The sequence below is a fragment of the Selenomonas sp. oral taxon 892 str. F0426 genome (assembly GCF_000468035.1).
GTDB lineage: Bacteria > Bacillota > Negativicutes > Selenomonadales > Selenomonadaceae > Centipeda.
Map to the genome: position 1 here is coordinate 168150 of NZ_KI260539.1, position 23448 is coordinate 191597.

Consider the following 23448-nt stretch of genomic DNA (forward strand, 5'->3'; position numbering starts at 1 on the left):
GATATGACCTCCTGTATAGAATGAGTTGTTACCAATGGTTAGTTTAATATTACCATAGGTAAAATACACATGCAAGGCGGTTTCCTGTTGACAACGGCATAAGTAATCACATACTATAACAAAAGTAAAAGAGGAGGAAGGCGTACGCATGACGAGTAAAAAACGACCACTGCACGAGAAGATCCGCGATGCGATGGAGCGGCAATTCGCAGACCTTGCCTATTTCTCGCCAATTCCGGGGGAGCGGGAACTCTGCCAGACGCTCGGCGTGAGCCGCCCAACGGTGCGCAAGGCACTTGAGCTTCTCGAGGCAGAGAACAAGATTGTACGCATGCAGGGGCGTGGTTCGTTCTACACGGGAGAGAAGATCCCTGTGGACTACTCCGAGGCAGCACAGCGCGGATTCGGTCTTGCGCAGATGTTCTCTGCAGAGGGGCGTGTCACGCGCAGTACAGTTCTCCAGCAAGTGGTAGAGCCTGCGCGCGGCAACCTCGCCGCAATGCTCGGACTTGCTGAGGAGACGCTTGTCTTTCATCTCAAACGACTGCGCTATGTGGATGATCGTATCTATGCTGTCACAGACGACTATATCCCACTTGCACTTTGCCCAGAGCTTGTACACATCGACTTTACAAAGAACGGGCTTTTGCGTACGCTCGAGGCACATGACGTTCAGCCTCATGCAGAGGACAAAACTATCGAGGTCATCCGAGCGACACCTGAGATTGCGCTCTATCTCGAGGTGGGAGAAGAGGCTCCTGTCTTTGTCACACGGATTCTGACGACGGATCGCGAGGGACGGATCATACAGTATGCGACATCCAAGGCAGATGCGTTCCGCAGTCGATTCCGCGTGCGTTCAACTAAAAAATAACCACTGGTAAATAAATATTGACAAATGGATTTCTCTGAAATATGATACCCACAACATCAACATGCTTTCAGAGAAGGAGGAATCTCTATGCTGGTCGATGGAAAATCTGTGCTGGATGCCGCAAAGGCAGGGCATTACGGCATTGTCGCTCCTGATTTTCTCACGCTGAACGCCGCACGCGTTTTTGTGCAGACGGCGGATGCACTCAAAACGCCGATTCTGCTCTCCTTTGCACAGGGGCACGCAGGATTGATCTCTCTCGAGGAGGCTGCGCTCGTCGGCAAATACTGGACAGAAAAAGTGGATACGCCGATTGTGCTGCATCTCGACCACGGGCAGGACTTTGATTTTCTCCGACATGCTATAGAGCTTGGTTTTACCTCCGTTATGCTGGATGCCTCAATGAAGGATATGGATGAGAACATCCGGCTGACGCAGGAGGTAGTCACCTACGCACATGCGAAGAGCGTGAGTGTCGAGGCGGAGATCGGTCATGTCGGCGGTGCCTCTGAGGGCGTCGAGGGGGCGACCTCGGACAGCGTCTATACGACGGTCGAGGAGGCTACGGCCTTCGTTCAGGCAACGGGTGTGGATTCACTTGCCGTTTCTATCGGTACGTCGCATGGTGTCTATGCGAGCAATCAGACACCGGAGCTGAACTTCACACGGCTGCATGAACTCGCTGCCGCCGTTCCTGTACCGCTTGTCCTGCACGGTGGTTCCGGCACGGGGGATGAAAACTTGCGCCGTGCTGTACGCGAGGGGATTGCAAAACTCAACGTCTATACGGACTTCCTTGTGGGGGCGATGGCAGAGATCAAGGCGGCGCAGACGGACTCCCTGATTGAGACACAGAAGGCGGCGGACGAGGGGATGCGAAAGGTCTTGACGCACTATATCCAGCTGATTTCCAAAACATCATGATCATCTAAGAGCAGACTGCCGTATTCCGGCAGTTTTTCTTTTGAGCATGCTGCATAGGAACAAATGACAAAAGCGTGTATGTGCGGCGAGATACATTGACAAAAATTCAACAAACCGTTTGTTGTGAAAAATGTAATCCAATGATATAATTCCTATCAGTATACGAGAGAAAATGAGGGGGAGGTCATTCGTTGCAGACAGAGGCACTTTTGGGGGGATTGTTTCTGCTCTTTGTCATCCAGGTCATTGGGACGCATTTGCAGGTCAAGGAGTACAAACGTGCCGTACGTGAGATGCACAGGCTCGGCAACGTGGGCATTGGCTCACGCAGGCGGAAGCTGGGGCCGTCGAACATTGTCGTCATTGCGTGCAATTCGGACGGCGAGATCCTGGACGGGCGCATCATGCAGGGGATGACCATTCTCAGCAGGTTCGGGCCAATAAAGGAGATCGTCGGACGTACGATCTATGATCTGCATGAGGAGTATGCAGCACTGCCGGAGAAACGGCGTGTGCACTACAAGGGACATTTGCAGGCACTCGAGGCACTCATCATACGGCTGTCACAGACAACAGAACGTGCAGAGGAACCTGTACCTGAGCAACAGAAAGATCTGCATCATCATAACTAAGGAGGAAAATGAATGTATCAGTCATTGAAAATTGTCGCCGGCAACGGAGGCTGGGGCGGGCCGCTCGTTCTCGTTCCCACCGAGACGCGCAATAAGATCGTCAGTGTGACGGGCGGCGGCATTCACCCGCTTGCGGCAAAAATCGCTGAGATGACGGGCTGTACACCCGTGGATGGGTTCTCGACAGGGGTGCCGGATGAGGAGATCCTGCTTGCTGTTGTGGACTGCGGCGGAACGGCGCGCTGCGGGGTTTATCCGAAAAAGGGCATTCTGACTGCAAACGTGCTGCCGGTCGGAAAGACAGGCCCCCTCGCTCAGTTCATTACAAAGGAACTCTATGTCTCAGCGGTCGACTTCTCCTGTCTTTCACTGGCGGATGCGAGTGAGAGCATGGCAGCAGCGACACCTGTGCATACCCCGAAGAGCAAGGAGCAGGCAAAGGCAGAGATCGCAGAGATGCAGGCTGGGAAGAAAAAGAATTTCGTCACGCGTCTCGGCATTGCCATCGGCGGTGTTGTCAATAAGTTTTATGCCGCAGGCCGTGAGACTATCGATATCACGATCAAGAGCATCCTGCCGTTCATGGCATTCGTCTCCATGATCCTCGGCATTATCTCCATCTCCGGACTTGGCAATGTCATTGCGACCACGATCTCGCCGCTCGCGAGCACCTTGCCTGGCATGCTCGTCATCTCCCTCGTGTGTGCGATTCCATTTATCTCTCCTGTGCTTGGTCCCGGCGCGGTCATTGCGCAGGTGGTGGGAACGCTCCTCGGCGCACAGATCGGCATGGGCAATATCCCTCCGCAGTATGCACTGCCCGCACTCTTTGCGATCAATGCGCAGGTTGGTGCGGACTTCGTCCCAGTCGGCCTCAGTCTTGGCGAGGCGGATCCTGAGACGATTGAGCTCGGCGTACCTGCCGTTCTCTATTCACGCATGATTACAGGCCCTTTGGCGGTTCTGATCGCCTACGCGGCAAGCATTGGCCTTTACTAATTGGGAGGGATATAGTATTATGGAACTGATAGCAACAGCAGCAAACGGCTTTATGGATCTTTTTCGTGCGGGCGCAGCGATCTTTGTATCTTGGGTCACGGGGATTATCCCTCTGCTCGTCATCATGATGACAGCGGTCAACTCGATGATCAAGCTCATTGGTGAGGATCGCGTGAATGGTGTAGCGCAGCGGGCAACGCAGAACATTGTCACACGCTATACTGTGCTTCCCGTTCTTGCCGTGCTCTTTCTCGGCAACCCCATGTGCTACACGTTCGGCAACTTCGTCGATCAAAAGTACAAGCCTGCGTACTATGACGCGGCGGTCAGCTTTGTACATCCCGTGACGGGGCTCTTCCCGCATGCGAACGGCGGTGAGCTCTTCGTCTATATGGGCATCGCAGCCGGTATTACAACGCTTGGGCTGCCGCTCGGGGATCTCGCCGTCCGCTATTTCCTCGTCGGCATCGTCGTCATCCTCATTCGCGGCATTGTCACGGAGAAGATCTATCTCTATATGAAGCGCCGTGAGGCGAACCAGGCATAAGGAAGTGCCTCACACAGACCCATCCAGGACCAGGGCTTTTTTATGAGACAGGAGGGTGCAGTATGAAATACTATTGTGAGATTACGAGTTGGGGAGAGGAGTCTCTGCTCTTCCTTGATGATCCGAATGCGAACTTTATCATCATATTCAACAACAATGCGCCGGCCGAACTGGCCGAGTTCTCCGTGCTTCATACGCCTGCAAACTACAACGCAGATCCGGCTGTCGGTGATACGATGATCATCTGCGACAAGGCGTTTACGATCACGGCGATTGGTGAGGAGGCTCTGCACACACTGCGGGAGCTTGGACACTGTACCCTCTCCTTTAAGGGGGGCGAGACACCGGAGCGTCCCGGCTGCATCATGCTCCAGGGTGATGTGGCGCTTACGAAGGACGATGTCAGAATGGGTGCCACCATCGAAGTGCATTGATGGCGGCTAGGGAGCTGCCGCAGCAGCGGCAGCTCCCTTTTTTGGCAATATGATAGAAAATATGTCAATATCAGCTGCAAAAGACAGAATGTGTTCCGCATAGAGTTCCAACAGTGACGGATCGCTGCGAGGGAGTTCACAATGAAGAAAATTGTTGATGATGTGCGCCTCATTTTCAAATGCTGCAGTCTCTATTATCAAGATGGTCTGGGGCAGAAGGAGATCTGTGAGGTGCTGGGCATCTCGCGTCCGACGGTTTCGCGCATGCTTACGATAGGTAAGGAGCGCGGCATTGTCCGTATCGAGATCCAGAATCCTGACAACATCGCATATGGGAAGATGGAGCGTGAGCTGGAGAAGAAATACAATCTGCAGGAGGTTATCATCGTTCCGTCCAGTCCCATATCGGGCGGGCAGTACCCGATCAATTCAGAGATCGGCAGTGCGACGCTTGAGTATTTGTCGCGGGTACTGATGGACGGCTACCTCGTCGGCATTACGATGGGATTGGCAATTCAAAATGTCGTGCGCTCGGATTATTTTATCCGAAATCCGATCAAGGCGACCTTTGTGCCGCTCGTTGGCGGTGTAGCAGAGAGTCGTCTCGACATTCACTCCAACTACCTCGCGCAGGAATTTGCCGATCGCTTTGTCGGAGACTGTGTCCAGTTCTTTTCCCCCGCGGTATTTTCACGCCGTGAGGTGCTCGAGGGCTTCCTAGAGGAGAAGACGATCCGCAATGTGATTCGTCTCTACACACGTCTCGACCTCGTCCTGATGGGGATTGGGATCCCCTCGACGGAGCACTCGACAATTCTGCAGACGGGCTATGTCGACCACACGATCCTCGAGGAGTTTGCGGCACGCGGCGCAGTTGGCGATATTGCGCTTCGATACTTCGATGCCAATGGAGATACAAGTCCGTTCCAGGAATTCAACGAGCGCGTGGCCGGCATCTCCCTTGATACGCTGAAGAAGATCGTGCGGCGCGTCGGTGTTGCGGGTGGACGGGCGAAGAAGGACGCGGTTCTCGGCGCCATCCGCGGCGGGTTCATCAATGTGCTCATCACGGACATTGATTGCGCGGAACATCTGATTTAGCATGGATTTCATACATGTGAGGTGCGTATCTGCATGAATGACGAAAAAAATCTTGCGTGGCCGGTTTATCTTGTGCTGCTCGTTATCATTTCCTTCCAGATTCTCTTTGGCATCGGCGGAACGGCACTGCTTGACCCGGATGAGCCGGTTTATGCCGAGACAGCTAAGGAAATGATTCGATTTGGTGACTATTTGTCGCCGCGCATTTATAATGAGTTCTGGTACGATAAACCGCCGATATTCTACTGGCTTGTCGTCTTGTCCCTCAAAATCTTTGGGGGATTCAGCGAGCTTGCAGCACGTCTTCCAGCTTCTCTCATGGCGATTGGCTCCATTCTCATGACGGCACTCGCCTCCGCACGTCTTTTCGGTGCACGCACGGGATTTTGGTCGGGGATCGTCATGGGGACAAGCATCATCCTCATGTATATGGGCAAGGCATCTGTGACGGATTCAACACTGCTGTTCTTCATGACGGCGGCGCTCTTCTCCTTCATCCATCGGCAGTATTGGCTGATGTACCTAGCTTGCGGCTTGGCAGTGATGACGAAGGGCCCCATCGGTGTCGTTTTCCCGGGTGGCATCGTTTTCTTTTATCTGCTTGCGACGCGTCAGCTCGAGCAGCTCTTTCGTATGCATATTGTGCGTGGATTGCTTCTCGTTGTTGCCGTTGGACTGCCCTGGTACCTCTATATGTATGAGGTACACGGCATGGCGTTTATCTACGAATTCATCGGCTTTCATAATATCAGCCGCTTTACGGCACCGCTGCATCCCGTACGTGCGCATTGGTGGTTCTATCTGCCCGTTCTCATCCTCGGATTCTTTCCTTGGACGGGGCTTCTCATCCAGTCAGTCAAGAATGCCTTTCGCAGGAGTTTTGGTGAGGAGGCACAGCTGCTGGCTTTTTTCCAGACATGGTGGATTTTCGTTCTCGTGTTCTTCTCGATCGCACAGACGAAACAGGTTTCCTACATGCTCCTTCTGACGCCTGCGCTTTCGACCATCATTGGGTGGAACCTTGCACGTATGTTGGATGACTGGCGTCAGACGCATTTTGCATGGGCGGGCGGCAGTGCGCTCATGTTCCTCCTGCTCGGTCTTGGATGGCTGATGAGCGGGGACAGTCTCGCGGGCCTCGCTGAGGGTGGTCTCTGGCTCGGTGCGATCACCCTCGTCTTTGGGGCGGCGATTGTATACAGCATTACGGCATCGCACAACCTCATCATGGCTGCATGGCTGCATGTCGGTGCCGGTGTCATGACGATGGTGATTGCCTTCGGTTTTATGATGCCTGCCGTCGAGGGGAGTTTCAGCGTCAAGCAGATTGCACTTCAGTATGCATCCACATACCATGCTGCAGCAGAGGCGGAGGGGCGGGCGCTCTATATCGACAAGCAGCTGCGTCCCGGCGTTATGCTCTATACGGATATTCCCGGCATTGAGGCAGACACGAACCGTGCGGAGTCCCTTGCAGCCCTGCGCGAAGATGCGCGTCCGAAATACATCATCATGCGTGCATTCATGCACAAAAAGATGATGAAGGATCTTGGCGCAGAGAACTGGCAGCTCGTCGAGGAGCGCGATGGCCTCTGCATCTATAAGGATGATAAAGAATGACCCCACCCGTTCTCTATTTTGTCGTTCCTTGCTATAACGAGCAGGAAGTGCTGGATGATACGGCGGATAAACTGCAGGAAAAACTAGAGGCTCTGATCGCCTCCAGCGTGGTGGATGAACGCAGTCGGATTGCCTTTGTCAATGACGGCAGCCGTGACCGGACATGGGAGCTAATCGTGCACTGTACAGGGCGGAGCGCCCTTTTTTCCGGGATCAACCTCGCGCACAACGAGGGACATCAGAATGCACTGCTCGCAGGGCTTATGACGGTGCTCCCCCATGCGGATGTGACGATCAGCCTCGATGCAGATCTGCAGGATGACATCAATGCGGTCGATGCGATGCTGGAAAAGTATGTGGCGGGGGCGAATATCGTCTATGGTGTGCGCGAGAACCGCGCGACGGATACCTTCCTCAAGCGCTTTACGGCGGAGACGTTCTACCGGGCGATGCGCGCACTTGGCGCGGATATCGTGTTCAACCATGCTGATTTCCGTTTGATGGATCGGCGGGCGCTCATGGCGCTTGCAGAGTATCCCGAGGTCAACCTGTTCCTGCGCGGAATCGTGCCCATGATCGGCCTCACGCATGATGTCGTCTACTATACACGGAAGCAGCGTCTCGCCGGTGACTCGAAGTACCCATGGAGACGGATGGCTTCGTTTGCCTGGGAGGGAGTGACCTCGCTCTCCGCACGCCCCATACGCCTCATCTCACAGATGGGAATGTGCATTTCCTTTATCAGCGGACTGATGCTCGTGTGGTCGATCGTGCGGCACTTCATTGGTGAGACCATTGTTGGCTGGACAAGTCTTGTCGTCTCCCTTTGGTTTCTCGGAGGTTTGATTCTCCTTTCCATCGGTGTGATCGGGGAGTATGTCGCGAAGATCTACCTCGAGGTCAAACATAGGCCGCGCTATCTTGTGCAGGAGTTCATTGACACAAATGCGGCAGAAAAAAAATAATTTTTCTCGAAAATTTTTGAGAGAAAAGAAGGATAATCTTATTTTATGGAGAATTATTATTTGTGAAAGGCGGAATAGACGATATCTATTGTGCTGATCACACTCCACATTTTGAAACACAGATCAAGTGTATGTGCTTGACGGTGTTTCGCATACTTTACTTTGCTGTGTATTTACGGATAGGAAGCTGCGGCTTCCACAATAGGAGGGTTACCTATGTCAGTTTTTTATGTTGCAGACAAGAAGCACATCATTGAGTCTTATGGTGATGAGGAATTGAATCTCGCGCTTGACGGGCAGGCGCTCAAAGTACTCAAGCCAAACACAGTCGATGCAGCGCAGGAGAAGCATGTCCCTGTTGCGACCTATGATAAGGAAAAGAATGAGGTGCATGTGAAGGTCGGCTCTGTTGCCCATCCGATGACGGAGGAGCATCTCATTGAGTGCATCGTCCTCGTGACAAAGAAGGGTGTACAGCGCGCCAATCTCACGGCGGCGGACGCGCCTGAGTTCACGTTCCGTCTTGCAGACGGCGATACGCCCGTGAAGGTCCTCGAGTACTGCAATCTGCACGGTCTTTGGCAGGCAGATCTCTGAGGAAGAACCGCTGGTTCAGCTGAACGAAGCTGCTGTACACATGTGCGGCAGCTTTTTTTATCCTATTATCAAGCGACGGCAGTGAAAAATCTATCGCTTTTCCAATCTTTTTCCTGTATACTGCATCTCAGTAGGTATGGGGCACTTGAATGAAATCATGGGGGCGATGGAATGCGCTGGGCACGGGTGAGCGTGGTGACGACGCACGAAGGAGCAGATCTCATTGGCAATATTCTGATGGAGCTTGGGGCTGCCGGGACGGAGATTGACGATCCGTCCCTCGTGAACGAGTACATTGACGCGGGTCTCTGGGACTATACGGATCTTCCGCGAGCAGAGGATACGGATACCGTGACGGTACGTGCCTACCTGCCCGAAGATGAACGCTTGGAGGGGAGCCTGCTGACACTTGCCGAACGCGTCGAGAATCTGCGCCGTGCTGCTGCCATTGGGGCAGCAGCAATCTCGCATACGTTCGTCGCAGATGAGGACTGGGCAGAGACGTGGAAGGCCTACATTCACACAGAGAAGATCGGGGAGCACATTGTCGTGCGTCCTACGTGGGAGGAGTATAGCCCGGCAGCGGATGAGATCGTCATCGACCTCGATCCCGGTGCGGCATTTGGCACGGGGGCGCATGCGACGACAGCGATGTGCCTGCGCTGGCTCGAACGCATTGTATCTCCATCGCTGCGTGTCTACGATGTGGGGTGCGGCTCGGGCATCCTCTCCATCGCTGCGTCCAAGCTAGGTGCCGACGACGTTGTTGCGATGGACTACGATCCCGTCGCCGTCGCCGTCGCAGAGGAGAATATCCGGCAGAACGCTGTCTCAAATGTGCGTGTACTCCAGAGCGATCTCCTCACTGCGTGCACGGGAATGCCTCCTGCCCAAATCATCATTGCGAACATCATTGCAGACATCATCATTCGACTCTTTGGACAGCTCGATCGTCATCTCGCGCCGGGCGGGACCCTTCTCGCCTCAGGGATTATCGACGATCGCATTGTTGATGTTGAGCGTGCTGCTGCAGAGCATGGATTTGTCGTGCTGGACATCACACGCGAAAAGGAATGGGCTGCGATGATTATACGGCGCAGCGCGGATCTGGCAGACTGATGCGGCGCCTATTCTATCCGGGGGAGCTCGCGGAGGAAATCGAGATCACAGGCGGCGATGCACATCATCTCACGCGTGTCATGCGTGCACGCATCGGCGACGAGGTTGTTATTGCGGCGGCTGACGGGCGTATCGCCCGCATGCAGGTACGTGAGGTCGTTCATGATGTCGTCCGTCTCTGTCTTGCAGAGGAACTCCCAAAGGAGGGAGAGGGGGCAGCCGAAGTCTTCCTTGTGCAGGCACTTCTCAAGGGCGAGAAGATGGAGCTTGTCGTTCAAAAGGCCGTGGAGCTTGGCGCGGCGGCCGTTTGCCCCATAGAGACGGAAAATGTTGTCGTGCGCTATGATGCAAAGAAGGCCGCAGCCAAAACGGCGCGCTGGCAAAAGATCGCAGATGAGGCCGCAAAGCAGTGCGGCCGTAATGCGCTGATGCGGGTGGAGGACATTGCTCCGCTTCCATCTCTTTTGCAGGACACAGAGCTTTTCAATGCCTCCGGGACGGCAATCCTTTTTTGCTATGAAGCAGAGGAGAAACAGAGTATGCGCATGGTTTTGCGCACGCTTCAGGCACGGCGTATCGTGCTCATCGTTGGGGCAGAGGGGGGCTTTTCTCCCGCCGAGGCAGAGCGCATCCGTGCGATGGGCGGACAGCCCGTGTCGCTTGGCCGGCGTATTCTGCGTGCAGAGACTGCAGCCATTACAGCACTTGCGGTGACACAGTACGAACTTGGTAATTTGGATCTATAGTGATCAGAAAGGAAACAATATGAAAAAGACATATACGGCACTTTTTGCGGCGGCCTTCGCAGTCTCCATGATTGCTGGCTGCGGCGGCAATGAGAAGGCTGATACGGGGGGGACTGCGAGCGCACAGTCTGCACAAGAGCAGGGCAAGGGGAGCGGCCTTCGCGGGGAGGCGGCGCCGACGTTTGCACTCAAGGATCTCGCAGGCAAGGATGTCGCCATCGAGGCGAAAGGGAAACCCTACATCATCAACTTCTGGGCGACGTGGTGTCCGCCCTGCCAAGCGGAGATCCCCGACCTCGCGGCCTTCCATGCGGCGCACAAGGACACGGTCGATTTCTATGCCGTGAACCTGCAGGAGGATGCCGCGGCCGTACAGAAATTCATGACAGAGCGAAAGGCAGATCTGCCCGTCGTACTTGATGCAAAGGGGACGGCAGCTACCCTCTACGGTGTGCGCGCGATCCCGACAACCGTTGTTGCGGATAAAGAAGGAAAGGTCGTCTACCGCAAGACGGGCGGTGTGACGAAAGAGGAACTCGAAGATGTCGTCAGCAAACTCTAAGAGCATCTGGAGGGGAGGCCGTTCCATATGGAACTAACCCTTCTTGGCGGTGCATTCCTCGCGGGCTTTCTTTCATTCATTTCGCCCTGCGTCTTGCCGCTCCTGCCAACGTTTTCGCTGATTCTTGCAAAGAACAGTCAGCAGGATGGGCGGGAGACCCAGCGCCTCTATGCGAATACGACTGCATTTCTCGCAGGATTTACGCTCATCTTCGTTTTGCTCGGAGCGACGGCATCGTTCATCGGATCATGGCTTTTCTCCTATCAGGAACTTCTGCGGCAGGGGGCGGCTGTTCTCATCATCGTCATGGGACTCTTCATGACGGGGTGGATCAAGATACCGCTGCTCCTGCGTGAGTATCGTCCATTCCAACGGCAGGGCTTTGGCGGTGTTGGAGGCGCGTTCCTCCTTGGCTGCGGCTTTACGCTCGGCTGGACACCGTGTACCGGGCCGATGCTCGCAACGATTCTTCTCTATGCGGGTGATACGGCGACCGTCGGCGCGGGTGCACTGCTCCTCCTTGTCTATAGTCTTGGATTTGCCGTACCGTTCTTTCTGCTCGCTGTCATCTGGCGGAGACATATCATGAAGCTGCGCACATTCTATCAGTATCTGCCGCGCATTCAGCAGGCCGCTGGAATCGTGCTCGTCCTTCTCGGCGTGCTGCTTTGGTCGGACTCGCTGACCTATCTCGTGCGCATCCTGTCGTAACTCAACAGACAGCGACCTCCCAAGCGTCTTACCGGCGTGAGGGAGGTCGTTTTGGTTTGAGAATCATTGAATTTTGGTACGGCGTGTGATATGGTATAGAAGGACATTAGGAATGGATTTGGAGACGACCATGGAATATCAACACAGAGGGAGAAATTCGTTTACAACACAGGAACTCGTCTTTACCGCACTCATGACAGCGCTTGTCTTTGTGGCGACGTATCTGCCGCATATCCCAATCCCGCTCGGCTATGCCCATCTGGGAGATGCAGTGATCTTTTTGCTTGCTCTTCTTGTGCCGCGCCGCACAGTGCTCTTTGCCTCCTGTATCGGCTCAGCGCTCGCCGACCTTCTGGGGGGCTTTGCCCTTTGGATCGTGCCGACGCTTATCATCAAATTTGTGATGGCCGAGATCGTCTATCACATTGGACGACGGGGGCGCGAGCTTGCACCCCGGCCCAGGGTCATCTCTGCGCTCCTTCTCTCGAGCCTTTGGATGGCGGCGGGGTATACCATTGCAGGAGGGATTCTCTACGCGAGTTTTGCCGCTGCACTCACTTCCTCTCCGGGCCTTTTGATGGAGGGGGCCGTGAACTCTGTGATTGCACTGTTCCTTTTACCTCTGCTGCGGGATCGTTTTCCGAGGTTTTGATTGTTCGAGGTGTTTTATGCAGATCATAAAATATATGTTTCAGCCGCATGGAGACGACCGCGGGATGCTCGTCGCACTCGAGGAGTTCAATGATATTCCGTTTCGCATCAAGCGTGTCTACTATATGTATGATACCATACCGGGCGTTGTACGCGGACATCATGCACATAGGAAGCTCGAGCAGATCTTGATCTGCATCCATGGAACGTGCAAAATACGTCTCGATAATGGGCGGGAAAAGAAGGTTGTTCCGCTCGAAAAACCCTATGAGGGTCTTTATATATCAAATGCAATGTGGCGGGAGATGTATGACTTTTCCCCGGATGCCGTCCTGATGGTGCTGGCATCTGAGGTCTATGATGAGGCGGATTACATCCGTGATTACGATGAATTCCTGAAGATGGTGCATGGAGAGGAGCAGTCTCATGAAGATTGATCTTGCTGTGCTTGGCCGCCAGTATGACCTTCATGCTGCAGAGTATGAGGAGACGGCTCTGCGTGTACTGCGTTCCGGCTGGTACATTTTGGGACCGGAACTCGAGGCGTTTGAGCAGGAATTTGCCGCATATATGGGGGCAAGATATGCGGTCGGGCTAAACTCTGGTCTCGATGCGCTTATCCTTTCCGTTCGTGCACTTGGGATTGGCGTGGGGGATGAGGTCATTGTTCCTGCAAACACCTATATCGCGACGGTACTTGCCGTCACGGAAAATCACGCAACGCCCATCTTTGTTGAGCCGGATGCATACTATAACCTGGACACTGCGCTGCTTGAAGCGGCAATTACACCGCGTACACGTGCCATCCTGCCTGTCCATCTCTACGGGCAGGCGGTCAATATGGCGGCGGTCATGGAGATTGCAGAGCGTCACCAACTCGCTGTGATCGAGGACTGTGCCCAGTCACATGGTGCGCATTTCAGCGACACCATGACAGGGAGATTCGGACATATTGGCTGCTTTAGCTTCTATCCGACGAAAAACCTCGGAGCATTCGGCGATGCGGGAGCAATCGTGACAGATGACGCAGCGCTCGCTGAGAACATTCGTATGCTCCGCAACTACGGGAGCAAGGAGAAATATCACAACGAGCTATGCGGTGTGAACTCCCGTCTCGATGAGATACAGTCGGCATTGCTGCGTGTGAAGCTTAGACATCTGCCGGCCTTGATTGAGGAGCGTAAGCGGATTGCGGAACAGTATCTTGCGGGGATACGGAACCCGTATGTCATCCTGCCGGAAACCAGAGAAGGGGCAGAGCACGTTTACCATCAGTTCGTCGTTCGGACGCCTGCCCGCGACCATTTTAAGGCATACCTTTCAGAACATGGCATCGAGACCGTCATTCACTATCCAATTCCTCCGCATCTCGCAGAGTGCTACACAGACCTTGGACATAAGCGCGGCAGCTGTCCCCTGGCGGAGCAGTATGCGAATGAGGTGCTGAGCCTGCCGATATTCAATGGGATGCGAGAGGATGAGATCGCTTACGTCATCGAGACGGTCAATGCCTATCCAGGTGACGAGCAGCATTATGATGTCTCTCTTTGCGTTCTCACTTATCGTCCAAATTATGAAAAGCTCTTCACCACGCTGACCTCCATTATTCGCCAGCGTGGATGTTCCTATGAGATCGTTATTGCAGACGATGGCACGCCGGACTTCCGTCAGGAGGAGATCGAGCAATGGATGGACGCGCACCATGTTCAGGACTATTGCATCGTGCGTAGTGCGAAGAATCAGGGAACGGTTCGCAATGTGATGAACGCATACACGGTTGCCCGCGGCACGTATGTAAAGCCCATCTCACCAGGGGACTATCTGTATAGCGATACAGCGCTCGCAGGAATCGTTCACTTCATGAAGAGTGAGGGATACCACATTGCTTTTGGACGGAGCTGCTACTACAGCAGAGATGGAGAACAGTTCCACATATACAATGGAATGCAGCCATATCAGCTGCGCCCCTATCTGGAGAGAGATGCTTCAGCAGCCAAAGAGGCATATCTCCTGTGTCAGGACTATGCTGTCGGTGCCTCGTTCATGGGCGAGCGCACACTCATGGCCTCCTATACTGCGCTGATTCTTGGACGGGTTGTATATGCAGAGGATTCAGCTTATGTTGTTATGGTTTCTGACGATATTCTCCTCGGGTTTTGGAATCAAAACTTCGTATGGTATGAATCTGACAGCGGTATATCCAATGGGCGTTCGATAGAGTGGAGAGCCCGGTTGGTGGCTGACAATCATGCGACACTGACAATTATTGCAGAGAGACACGCAGAATTTGCAGATCTTTATCGTTGGCATATGGAGCAGCGGGAGGATGAGAATTCTCCCTATACGAAAACTTTACGTGCCTACTATGCTGAGGTAGAGAAGATCGTGCATACAGGCTCTTATTTGCAAGATGTCGATCCGAATGAGCTCAAAAAATTGATTGAGTGAGACACCATACGATGAGGATGACTGAGGGAGACCATGATGCAGGGAATTCATATCGAAGGGACTGCGATAAGGCTAGAGGAAGTGGAGGAGAAGCATTTTCGCTATATCATCGACTGGCGCAACGATCCTGAGAACAATCGTTATCTGAACCAACCCTTTCACCTCACGATGGAAAAACAGCGTGCGTGGTATGAGCACTATCTTGCCGATCCAACGCAGGGCCTTCTTCTTGTTGTAGAACGGGACACAAACACGCCCTTTGCTACGATGGGGTGGACGGATCACGATCCTGTACAGCGCATCTCCATTACGGGGCGACTGCTTGTCGGTGACCGCCGCTATCGTGGAAGCGCGCTCTTTGCAGAGGCCAGCATGCTTTTTGCGGACTATATGTACAATGCATTGGAGCTGGAGATGTGCTATGCGCATATCGTGATCGAGAATACTGCCTCCATCCGGTATCATGAGAAATATGGTTTCTATCGAAATGAGGAATCCGTACGCTTTCCAAATGAGCTGGTTGTCAACGGCATGAAACAGGTGGAGTACATGCGCGCCAAAGACGACTGGGTGCGCGTACGCAAGAGGCTGGAACAGCGATTGACAGGAACGGAAAAGGTGTAGTCATTATGAAGGATCACGCGTATTTTAACCCTTTTATAGCGGCATACAACCTTGCAGAACATCACAATCGCCCGCATCCTGAGGGAAGAATGCGGGTGGTTTTCCTTGTGCAGAATGTGCTTATTTGGGACAAACAGGCTCCCGTATATGATGTGCTCGCGGAAGATGAGACAGTGGAAACAATCATTGTGCTTCTCCCAAGTTACAGCTCCACAGATAATGAAGCGGAGAAGCCCGTGGGAACATACGAAGAGGAATACTGGCATTTCTTTCATGATCACTACGCGAATGTCTATGATTTTACCAATGTACTCGACCTACGTATCTTTCAGCCCGATTATATCTTTATGGCGCTCCCGTACGAAGGGCTTCGTCCGCTCCGCGGAACCCATACAGCAGAGCTTGCCAAGATCGCAAAACTTTGCTACATCGCATATGGAACACAAGGAACAAAATCCTTTATTCAAATTGAAGCGGGTTTGTCAGACTTCTTTTCTCATATGACATTTCACTTTTGCGACTCTGCCGAGGAAAAAGCCGCGATGGAGATTGTCTATCCTGTGACGGCAGCGGCAGGCGTGCAGCACTTCGAGGATCTCGGCTATCCCGGATTTGAATCGTATTTGGAAGCACAAAATGAGAGGCGCGTAATACGAAGAGTTTTATGGACCCCTCGTTGGAATACGGAGAAGAGAATTGGAGGAAGCCATTTCTTTGACTATAAGGATGACTTTCTTGCCTTTGCGGGTAAATATGGCGGCGCAGGAATACAATTTGCGATCCGCCCGCATCCGCTCATGTTCGATCATTTTGTTCAAAAGGGACAGATGACGGAGCAGGAGGTTGCAGACTATAAAGAGCAGTTGGCAGCGTGTGGTGTCGAGCTGGATGAGGGGCGATATGACGCTTTTGAAGCGCTCGGTTTGGCAGATATTCTGCTTACGGACTTTTCGTCGCTCAATATGCCGTTTTTTCTGCTCAATCGACCGCTTGTCTATTGCCCGAATGACAGCGAGCTGACGGATGATTATAAGCAGATGCTGGAGGGCAGCTATGTCGCCCAGAACTGGGAAGAGGCGTCATTCCATTTGGAGCGCCTGCTGCGCGGCGAGGATCCTGCGGCGCACCGTCGGCGGGAAATTGTTGCAGCGTTTTGTGAGAAACATCGTGGGGCTGCAAGACGTATTGCCAATCGACTTAAAAAGGATTATGCAGACAGCCGGAATCCCGAGGCCGTACACATGCCAGAATTGGATCGATGGATATTCGATCAAAAGAAAGGCCTCGTTTCCCTTTTGGCGGGACGAAGGACGGACCTGCTTGCGCGTTTTTGTGAACAAGAATGGTATGAGGGGTATTTGGCACTTCTTTCGGTGCATGTTCAGAGCGAAAATCTCATCTGGGGAGAGCAGCAGCTCCTTGCAAAACTGCAGGAGATGTATATCTCTGCTGAGACTGATGAGCGCCGTGCATGCCTTACCCTGGCGATGCTCCTCTTTGCTGACCCGTTGACATTACCCCTTCCGCTCGCAGTTGATCTTTGGCCGAAGGGGCTGTATCAGGACATATGGGAGGTCTTTGACCAGCAGCGCAGAGCCGTTGGTCTTATATAAAAGGAGTAGGAGCTGCAATGGTGCAGGACAAGAAGTGTGATTTGGTTCCTCCACTCCATGAGGAAGCCTTTATTCGTCGTATCATTCAGCATCACTTTGGGGAAGCTGCAGCAGATACGCCTCTTTTTCCCCTCAAGGAAGGAATGACGAACGATTCTTTCCTGTTTACTGTACATGGGCAGAGGTATATTTTTCGATGCAATGGCAAGGGAACAGAATTGCTTATTGATCGTGCGCATGAGAAGGCTGTCTATGAGATGCTCAGTGCCATTGATATTACAGAGCGTGTCGTTGTACTCAGCACCGATCCCGGATATAAAATCTCATGTTACTATGAGGGGGCGCATGTCTGTGACCCCCACAATATGGATGAGGTGGGGCGCTGCATGAGGGCCTTGCGATCCTTTCATGAACGCAGACTGACGGCGGAGAAAATATTTAATCCATTTGATGCTGTATGTCATTATGAAAATATGCTTCAGGGAAGGACAAATCTCCCTCCTGAATATCGAGAGGTGCGACGTGCCGTCTTTGGTCTGCAGACATTTGTTTCTCCTTTTTTGGAAAGCAGTCAAACGCTGTGTCATATTGACTCTGTCGCTGATAATTTTCTATTTGTTGAAGGGCGTGAGTCGCCCTATCTCATTGACTGGGAATATGCGGGGCGCTGTGATCCGCTGATTGACGTAGCTATGTTTGCCCTCTATGCAAACTATACCGAGGAGGAAACGGAGCGCCTGATTGCAGAATATTTTCCAGAAGGATTCGATCGGGCAATCAAGGTAAGGGTCTATGCTTATATGGCGGTGGGTGGTCTTCTATGGAGCTGCTGGTGCGCCTATAAGAGTTCCTTTGGTGTCACATTTGGTTTGTATGCAGACAATCAGTTTCGCTTTGCAAAGACATATCCGGCAAAGGTGCAGACGCTGCTGGGAGGCATAGGATGAGACGCTACTCTCTGTGGCTGATGCTGGGCGTTCTGAGTGGCTTTCTTTGGGGCTGCAATAACTATCTGTACGATGTGGGGGCACGCGGTGCCATCACGGACAGCCTTTCTGCAGGCATTATTTTCCCGCTTGCTTGTACAGCAGTCAATGATATGAGTGCTGCCATATTTTTGCTTTTTGTCAATGGTTTGCGCGGTGTTCTGCGGTCTGTTCATACACTGCTCAACAGATCGGGGGCGTTTTTGTGCTTGGCCGCACTGTTGGGCGGCCCGCTTGGACAGCTATCCTATTGTCTCGGCATCCTCTGGGCAGGGCCTACCTATGCGCTTGCGCTCTCAGCGCTCTATCCCGTTATTGGGTGTGTTTTGGCACGGTTTTTTCTGCATCAGCAGATCAATGTGCGTATGGCATGTGGTATTGCCCTCGCTGTTGCAGGGGCAATCATTACGGGATTTACGACACTCGAGACTGCAGCACCTCTGATCTTGCCGGGGATGATATGTGCATTCATTGCGGCACTTTGCTGGGGCAGTGAGATTGTGCTGGCCGTGCATGGAATGTCCAACATCGAACCCGATCTGGCGATCACACTGCGTGAGAGCATCTCAGGGACAGTCTTGCTCCTTATGACGGTCGCGTTTTTCTCCGGCGGTGGAGCCATTCATGCCCTTTTTGCCGTACCTGCCGCGCTGGGCACACTCATGATTGCGGGGGTCATTGCCGGGATCTCCTATTTCCTCTGGTACGCAGTGAATCGTGCGATCGGCTGTGCACGTGGGATGGCGACGAATGCGACCTATATCATCTGGGGTGTTGTCCTGCAATGGGGGATGGGGGGCTCCGAGGTGTCCGGGCAGATCTTACTGGGGTGTGCGCTTGTATTCGTCGGTGTTCTTCTCGTTTCTCTCTATCCTCAGGAAGGGAGTATGGCATCATGACGCATGAAGACTTCATAGGCCTTTGTGCCAGGCGACAAACGGGGAGCAGAGATGAGCAGGCCTTTACGCAAGAGGTGCTTGAACCCTATCGTGTGAAAAATGCTGTGCTGATGGCGGCAGGATACGGCAGTCGACTTGCACCGATTACGGATAAAACCCCAAAGGGGCTGCTGTGGATACGCGGTGAGGTGCTTGTTGAGCGGCAGATCGCACAGCTCCTTGCAGCGAAGGTTGAGGAGGTATTTCTCGTTGTCGGGTATCGAAAAGAGCAGTTTGCCTATCTCGCATCGAATCCCCATATACATCTCGTTGAGAACCCAGATTACGATCGCTGTAACAACACATCCTCGCTCTATCGTGTGCTGGATATACTCGATAACACCTACATCTGTTCGGCAGATAATTATTTCACAGAGAATGTCTTTGAACCCTATGTTTATCGTTCATACTATGCAGCGGTTTATGGCGAGGAGCCGACGGGAGAATATTACCTCTCAACAGATGCGGATGAGCGCATCATAGGAGTGCAGATTGGCGGGCAAAGCGGCTGGTATATGATGGGACATGTGTATTTCTCACGATCATTCAGCGAGAAGTTTCGGATACTGCTGGGGAGGGCATACGAGCAAGACCTGGCTGTTCGACATCTGCTCTGGGAGCAGTTCTATATGCGACATTTGGATGAGCTTGCACTTTATCGGAAATGCTATCCAGATGGTGTGATCCATGAATTTGATACATTGCAGGATATTCTTGCATTTGATCCGAATTTTATAGGGGAATTTTGCTATAACAATACCCCCAAAAGTCAGTTCTCCTAAGTCTAACTTTGGGGGGCAGGGTAATTTTCGGCGCTTTTGCTGGGACTTTCGTTGTTGGAGCGATACTATGCAGGAAAACTCACTTTCAAATTTGCAGCTTGCCGCGTACTATATGCAGGAGCATCATAATCGTCGGGCTGCAAACCATCGGATGCGCGTCGTTTTTGTCGTCCAAAATGAAGTTGTTTGGGATAAACAGGCGCCTATTTATGATGCGTTTGTGAAAGATGGCGACGTCGATGTGTTCCTCGTGCTGCTGCCGAGTTATACAGGGCTGGATGCTCAGGAAAAACACCCTGCTGGGCGTTATGAGGAGAAGTATTGGAAGTACTTTCACGATCGCTATGCGGATGTCTATGACTTTACCAACATCATGGATCTGTGTTCTCTTGCACCGGATTATATCTTTCTCGCACTGCCTTATGAGGAGCTTCGTCCGCTGCGCGGAAGTCGTACACGAGAACTGGCCCAGGCGGCAAAGCTATGCTATCTGGATTATGGGGTACCGTGTTCACAGTTCTTCCTTCATGCTTGGAGTAAGGAATTTCCGTTTTTTTCCTATCTGAGTTTTGGATTCTGCGACTCTGCAGAGGAGAAGAATGCGATGGATGCCGGGCATCCATGTGCGGTCCATGGTGGATTGCAGCATTTCGAGGTTCTGGGGTATCCAGCCTATGAACGTTATCTGACATATGCGGGCGGAGCGCCTCTTGAACAGTGCAGAATTCTATGGACACCTCGTTGGACGACAGATGCTCTCATCGGTGGAAGTCATTTCTTTGCGTACAAGGATCATTTTGTAGAGTTTGCCGCACGCTATGGAAGTGACACTCTGAGATTCGGCATCCGACCGCATCCGCTCATGTTCTCCCATTTTATTCAGCAGGGAATGATGACAGAGGAAGAGGTCTTGCGCTATAAAAGATCTCTTGCCAAGCATGACATTGAACTTGATGAGGAGAAGTACACGCTGTTTGAGGCACTTACGTCGACGGATATTTTGCTGACAGATTTTTCTTCAATCAACATGTTTTTCTTCCTTCTTGATCGACCGATGATCTATTGCCCGCAGGATGCTGCCCTAACAGATGACTATACAAGGATGGTCGAGAGCAGCTATATTGCGGATACATGGGAACAGGTTGAGACGTATTTGCTGCATTTAATCCGTGGAGAAGATCCCCTCGCCGAGCAGCGTCGACATACGGTTGCCAAATTTCACAGCCTGCACGTTGGGGCTGCTGCACGCATTGTCCATCGACTGAAAACAGATCATGCAGAAAGCACACACCGCGAACCGATACATCTGCTGGAGGTGGATCGATGGATCTTTGAGCAGAAGAAATTTTTCGTTCCGTACCTGTTAAATCAGCCAGCTGGTACATTCGCATACATATGTGAACAGTCATGGTATGACAACTATCTTACGCTTATACCGCTTCAGATTCATGATAAAAATCTGCAATGGGGGCTGGATGAGATCTTGTCCATCCTGCAGGCACAATATCACGACTCTGCCGATAGGGAGAAACGAGCATATATTCTGCTGGCCATGCTGCTCTTTGCGGATCCACTAACCCTTCCGATGCCGCTTGAAATTGACCTCTGGCCGAAGGAGTTATATTGGGATATACAGGAAGTTTTTGAGAAGAAGCGAAGAGCTTATGGAATCGGATAGAAAATGCCAGTACAGTATTATGCGGCCATTCATCACGGGGGAAAGAGCAGCCTCTCATCCAAAAACGCAATGGAAGGAAAGAAGAATGTGCCTTCCTCCACAGATCACAGCTGAATGTAAAAAACGATCTTCGCGTGCATTATGTCATCGGAGATCATACCGATGAGGAGGTTTCGGATATGGATTTCAAACAGAATGCTGCGACAATTGAGAGCGGTACAGCTGTCCTCGGAATTGAGCTCGGCTCGACACGTATCAAGGCAGTGCTCATCAATGCGGATTTTGAGACGATTGCCTCTGGGAGCTATACGTGGGAAAATGCTCTGAAAGACGGGGTGTGGACATACGCACTTGCAGATGTCTGGACAGGGGTGCAGGCTTGCTATGCAGCCCTTGCCGACGATGTTCAGAGATGTTATCATATGCCGCTCGAAAAGATTGGCGCTATAGGAATCAGTGCCATGATGCATGGGTATCTTCCGTTTGATCGGAATGGCACCCAGTTGGCAGAGTTTCGTACCTGGCGGAATAACACAACGGGTCAGGCAGCAGACATCCTCACGGAGAAATTGCGGTTCAATATCCCGCAGCGCTGGAGCATTGCACATCTCTATCAGGCAATCCTAAACGGGGAGAAACATGTTCAGGACATTGATTTTCTCACCACACTTGCAGGCTATGTGCACTGGCGGCTCTCAGGGGAGAAGGTGCTCGGCATCGGCGATGCCTCTGGAATGTTCCCCATTGATGAGAAAACGGGGGCCTACGATGCAGATATGCTCGCCGTATTTGCTGCATTGGATGAGGTGAAGCCGTATTCATGGTCGATTGCAGACATTCTGCCGCGTGTCCTGCGTGCGGGAGAGCATGCAGGGTTCCTTACGACAGAGGGCGCACGCCTTCTCGATCGGAGCGGAACGCTTGCTCCTGGGGGCCTCATGGCACCGCCTGAAGGCGATGCCGGAACTGGTATGGTGAGTACCAATGCCGTGCGCAAACGGACGGGGAACATCTCGGTCGGGACGTCCGCGTTCTCGATGAATGTGCTTGAGGATCCGCTGCGCCGTGTTCATCGAAATATCGACATTGTGACGACCCCTGCAGGAGCGCCTGTTGCCATGGTGCACACGAACAACTGCTCGTCAGATATCAATGCATGGGTTGGTCTATTTGGGAATTTTGCGGCGTGTCTCGGACAGGAGGTACCGCCGGATCGTCTCTACCGTCTGCTCTTTGAGAGTACGCTGCAGGCGGATCCGGATGCGGGAGGTCTACTGAACTACAACTGCCTCTCGGGGGAAAATATCACGGCGGTGGAGCGCGGGCGCCCGCTCTTTATGCGGACGCCGCACAGCCGCATGAACCTGGAAAACTTCATGCTTGCACAACTCTATTCTGCCTTTGCTCCGCTCAAGATTGGAATGGATATTCTCGTACGAGAGGAGGGCATTCGAACGGAGGTCATGATCGCACACGGAGGGCTCTTCAAAACACCGCGCATCGCACAGCGGGTTTTGGCGAATGCGCTCAACATGCCGATCACTGTGATGCATACGGCGAGCGAAGGCGGTGCATGGGGGATGGCGGTCCTGGCTTGCTACGCAGCGCAGGAGAAGAATATGCCGCTTCCGGATTTCCTCGACGCGCAGGTATTCCGTGCGGACGAGAGCACAACACTCGCGCCGGAGCCGCATGGCGTGGAGGGCTATGATAAATTTATTGCACGCTACAGGATGGCACTGCCCGTCGAGCAGGCAGCAGGGATTCTGGAGGATGAATAGGGGGAGGCTTCATATACACATGTGAGGAGGGAGATCGAGGCGATGGGGACGACCCGCGCGGATAATTGCTGCGGTACGATTCCCGTTACAGGGGTGCTCACGCACGCAGGATCGAT

The 23448-nt window shown here is 52.8% G+C and carries 24 protein-coding genes and 1 pseudogene; all 25 read left to right on the forward strand.

Annotated features, from left to right (window positions below):
• The first annotated feature begins 148 nt into the window (after positions 1-148).
• The 25 genes and pseudogenes from HMPREF1992_RS06075 to HMPREF1992_RS06190 all read left to right on the forward strand — a co-directional run bounded on the left by HMPREF1992_RS06075 (position 149) and on the right by HMPREF1992_RS06190 (position 23332).
• A complete protein-coding gene (locus tag HMPREF1992_RS06075; protein ID WP_021684978.1) occupies positions 149-874 on the forward strand; it encodes a GntR family transcriptional regulator in 726 nt (241 codons plus the stop codon).
• 87 nt (positions 875-961) lie between these two features.
• Positions 962-1798, forward strand: a complete 837-nt coding sequence (locus HMPREF1992_RS06080; protein WP_021684979.1) for a class II fructose-bisphosphate aldolase — start codon at positions 962-964, stop codon at positions 1796-1798.
• Between the two features lie 191 nt (positions 1799-1989).
• A complete protein-coding gene (locus tag HMPREF1992_RS06085) occupies positions 1990-2430 on the forward strand; it encodes a transcriptional regulator GutM (RefSeq protein WP_021684980.1) in 441 nt (146 codons plus the stop codon).
• Between the two features lie 12 nt (positions 2431-2442).
• The gene (locus HMPREF1992_RS06090) at positions 2443-3429 is read left to right on the forward strand and encodes a PTS glucitol/sorbitol transporter subunit IIB (protein ID WP_021684981.1); all 987 of its coding nucleotides are present in this window, start codon (positions 2443-2445) and stop codon (positions 3427-3429) included.
• A gap of 19 nt (positions 3430-3448) precedes the next feature.
• Entirely contained in the window at positions 3449-3976 is a 528-nt protein-coding gene (locus tag HMPREF1992_RS06095; protein ID WP_021684982.1) for a PTS glucitol/sorbitol transporter subunit IIC, read from the forward strand.
• A 62-nt stretch (positions 3977-4038) separates the two neighbouring features.
• On the forward strand, positions 4039-4410 hold the full coding sequence (locus HMPREF1992_RS06100; RefSeq protein ID WP_021684983.1) for a PTS glucitol/sorbitol transporter subunit IIA: 372 nt from the start codon (positions 4039-4041) through the stop codon (positions 4408-4410).
• 141 nt (positions 4411-4551) lie between these two features.
• Positions 4552-5511: a sugar-binding transcriptional regulator gene (locus HMPREF1992_RS06105; RefSeq protein WP_021684984.1), complete on the forward strand. Its 960-nt coding sequence runs from the start codon at positions 4552-4554 to the stop codon at positions 5509-5511.
• Positions 5512-5544: 33 nt separating this feature from the next.
• Positions 5545-7131, forward strand: a complete 1587-nt coding sequence (locus HMPREF1992_RS06110; protein ID WP_021684985.1) for a glycosyltransferase family 39 protein — start codon at positions 5545-5547, stop codon at positions 7129-7131.
• The gene (locus HMPREF1992_RS06115; protein WP_021684986.1) at positions 7128-8096 is read left to right on the forward strand and encodes a glycosyltransferase family 2 protein; all 969 of its coding nucleotides are present in this window, start codon (positions 7128-7130) and stop codon (positions 8094-8096) included. The genes HMPREF1992_RS06110 and HMPREF1992_RS06115 overlap by 4 nt, the downstream gene beginning before the upstream one ends.
• Before the next feature lie 216 nt (positions 8097-8312).
• Positions 8313-8693 carry a desulfoferrodoxin family protein gene (locus HMPREF1992_RS06120; protein ID WP_021684987.1) on the forward strand — a complete coding sequence of 127 codons (381 nt, stop codon included), beginning with the start codon at positions 8313-8315 and terminating at the stop codon, positions 8691-8693.
• A gap of 171 nt (positions 8694-8864) precedes the next feature.
• Positions 8865-9812: a 50S ribosomal protein L11 methyltransferase gene (gene prmA, locus HMPREF1992_RS06125; protein WP_021684988.1), complete on the forward strand. Its 948-nt coding sequence runs from the start codon at positions 8865-8867 to the stop codon at positions 9810-9812.
• Positions 9812-10558: a 16S rRNA (uracil(1498)-N(3))-methyltransferase gene (locus tag HMPREF1992_RS06130; protein WP_021684989.1), complete on the forward strand. Its 747-nt coding sequence runs from the start codon at positions 9812-9814 to the stop codon at positions 10556-10558. The genes prmA and HMPREF1992_RS06130 overlap by 1 nt, the downstream gene beginning before the upstream one ends.
• A 19-nt stretch (positions 10559-10577) precedes the next feature.
• Positions 10578-11120 (forward strand): TlpA disulfide reductase family protein, encoded by a 543-nt coding sequence (locus tag HMPREF1992_RS06135; RefSeq protein ID WP_021684990.1) that lies wholly within the window; start codon positions 10578-10580, stop codon positions 11118-11120.
• A gap of 27 nt (positions 11121-11147) precedes the next feature.
• Positions 11148-11831: a cytochrome c biogenesis CcdA family protein gene (locus HMPREF1992_RS06140; protein ID WP_021684991.1), complete on the forward strand. Its 684-nt coding sequence runs from the start codon at positions 11148-11150 to the stop codon at positions 11829-11831.
• A gap of 112 nt (positions 11832-11943) precedes the next feature.
• Positions 11944-12483 (forward strand): ECF transporter S component, encoded by a 540-nt coding sequence (locus tag HMPREF1992_RS06145; protein ID WP_021684992.1) that lies wholly within the window; start codon positions 11944-11946, stop codon positions 12481-12483.
• A 16-nt stretch (positions 12484-12499) separates the two neighbouring features.
• Complete coding sequence (locus HMPREF1992_RS06150) at positions 12500-12919, forward strand: FdtA/QdtA family cupin domain-containing protein (RefSeq protein ID WP_021684993.1); 420 nt, start codon at positions 12500-12502, stop codon at positions 12917-12919.
• Positions 12909-13997, forward strand: a pseudogene (locus tag HMPREF1992_RS06155) (DegT/DnrJ/EryC1/StrS family aminotransferase); the annotation flags it as partial. The gene HMPREF1992_RS06150 and the pseudogene HMPREF1992_RS06155, both read left to right, overlap by 11 nt.
• Positions 13977-14930 (forward strand): glycosyltransferase, encoded by a 954-nt coding sequence (locus HMPREF1992_RS11780; protein ID WP_255346844.1) that lies wholly within the window; start codon positions 13977-13979, stop codon positions 14928-14930. The pseudogene HMPREF1992_RS06155 and the gene HMPREF1992_RS11780, both read left to right, overlap by 21 nt.
• A gap of 36 nt (positions 14931-14966) precedes the next feature.
• A complete protein-coding gene (locus HMPREF1992_RS06160; RefSeq protein WP_037358779.1) occupies positions 14967-15554 on the forward strand; it encodes a GNAT family N-acetyltransferase in 588 nt (195 codons plus the stop codon).
• Between the two features lie 89 nt (positions 15555-15643).
• A complete protein-coding gene (locus HMPREF1992_RS06165; protein ID WP_369791854.1) occupies positions 15644-17167 on the forward strand; it encodes a CDP-glycerol glycerophosphotransferase family protein in 1524 nt (507 codons plus the stop codon).
• 143 nt (positions 17168-17310) lie between these two features.
• The gene (locus HMPREF1992_RS06170; protein ID WP_231366965.1) at positions 17311-18114 is read left to right on the forward strand and encodes a choline/ethanolamine kinase family protein; all 804 of its coding nucleotides are present in this window, start codon (positions 17311-17313) and stop codon (positions 18112-18114) included.
• On the forward strand, positions 18111-19052 hold the full coding sequence (locus HMPREF1992_RS06175) for a DMT family transporter (protein ID WP_021684998.1): 942 nt from the start codon (positions 18111-18113) through the stop codon (positions 19050-19052). The genes HMPREF1992_RS06170 and HMPREF1992_RS06175 overlap by 4 nt, the downstream gene beginning before the upstream one ends.
• Positions 19049-19873, forward strand: coding sequence for an NTP transferase domain-containing protein (locus HMPREF1992_RS06180; protein WP_021684999.1), 825 nt, complete (start codon positions 19049-19051; stop codon positions 19871-19873). Before HMPREF1992_RS06175 ends, HMPREF1992_RS06180 begins: the two co-directional genes overlap by 4 nt.
• Positions 19874-19940: 67 nt before the next feature.
• A complete protein-coding gene (locus HMPREF1992_RS06185) occupies positions 19941-21551 on the forward strand; it encodes a CDP-glycerol--poly(glycerophosphate) glycerophosphotransferase (protein ID WP_021685000.1) in 1611 nt (536 codons plus the stop codon).
• Positions 21552-21730: 179 nt separating this feature from the next.
• The gene (locus HMPREF1992_RS06190) at positions 21731-23332 is read left to right on the forward strand and encodes a xylulokinase (protein ID WP_037358781.1); all 1602 of its coding nucleotides are present in this window, start codon (positions 21731-21733) and stop codon (positions 23330-23332) included.
• Positions 23333-23448: the final 116 nt, after the last annotated feature.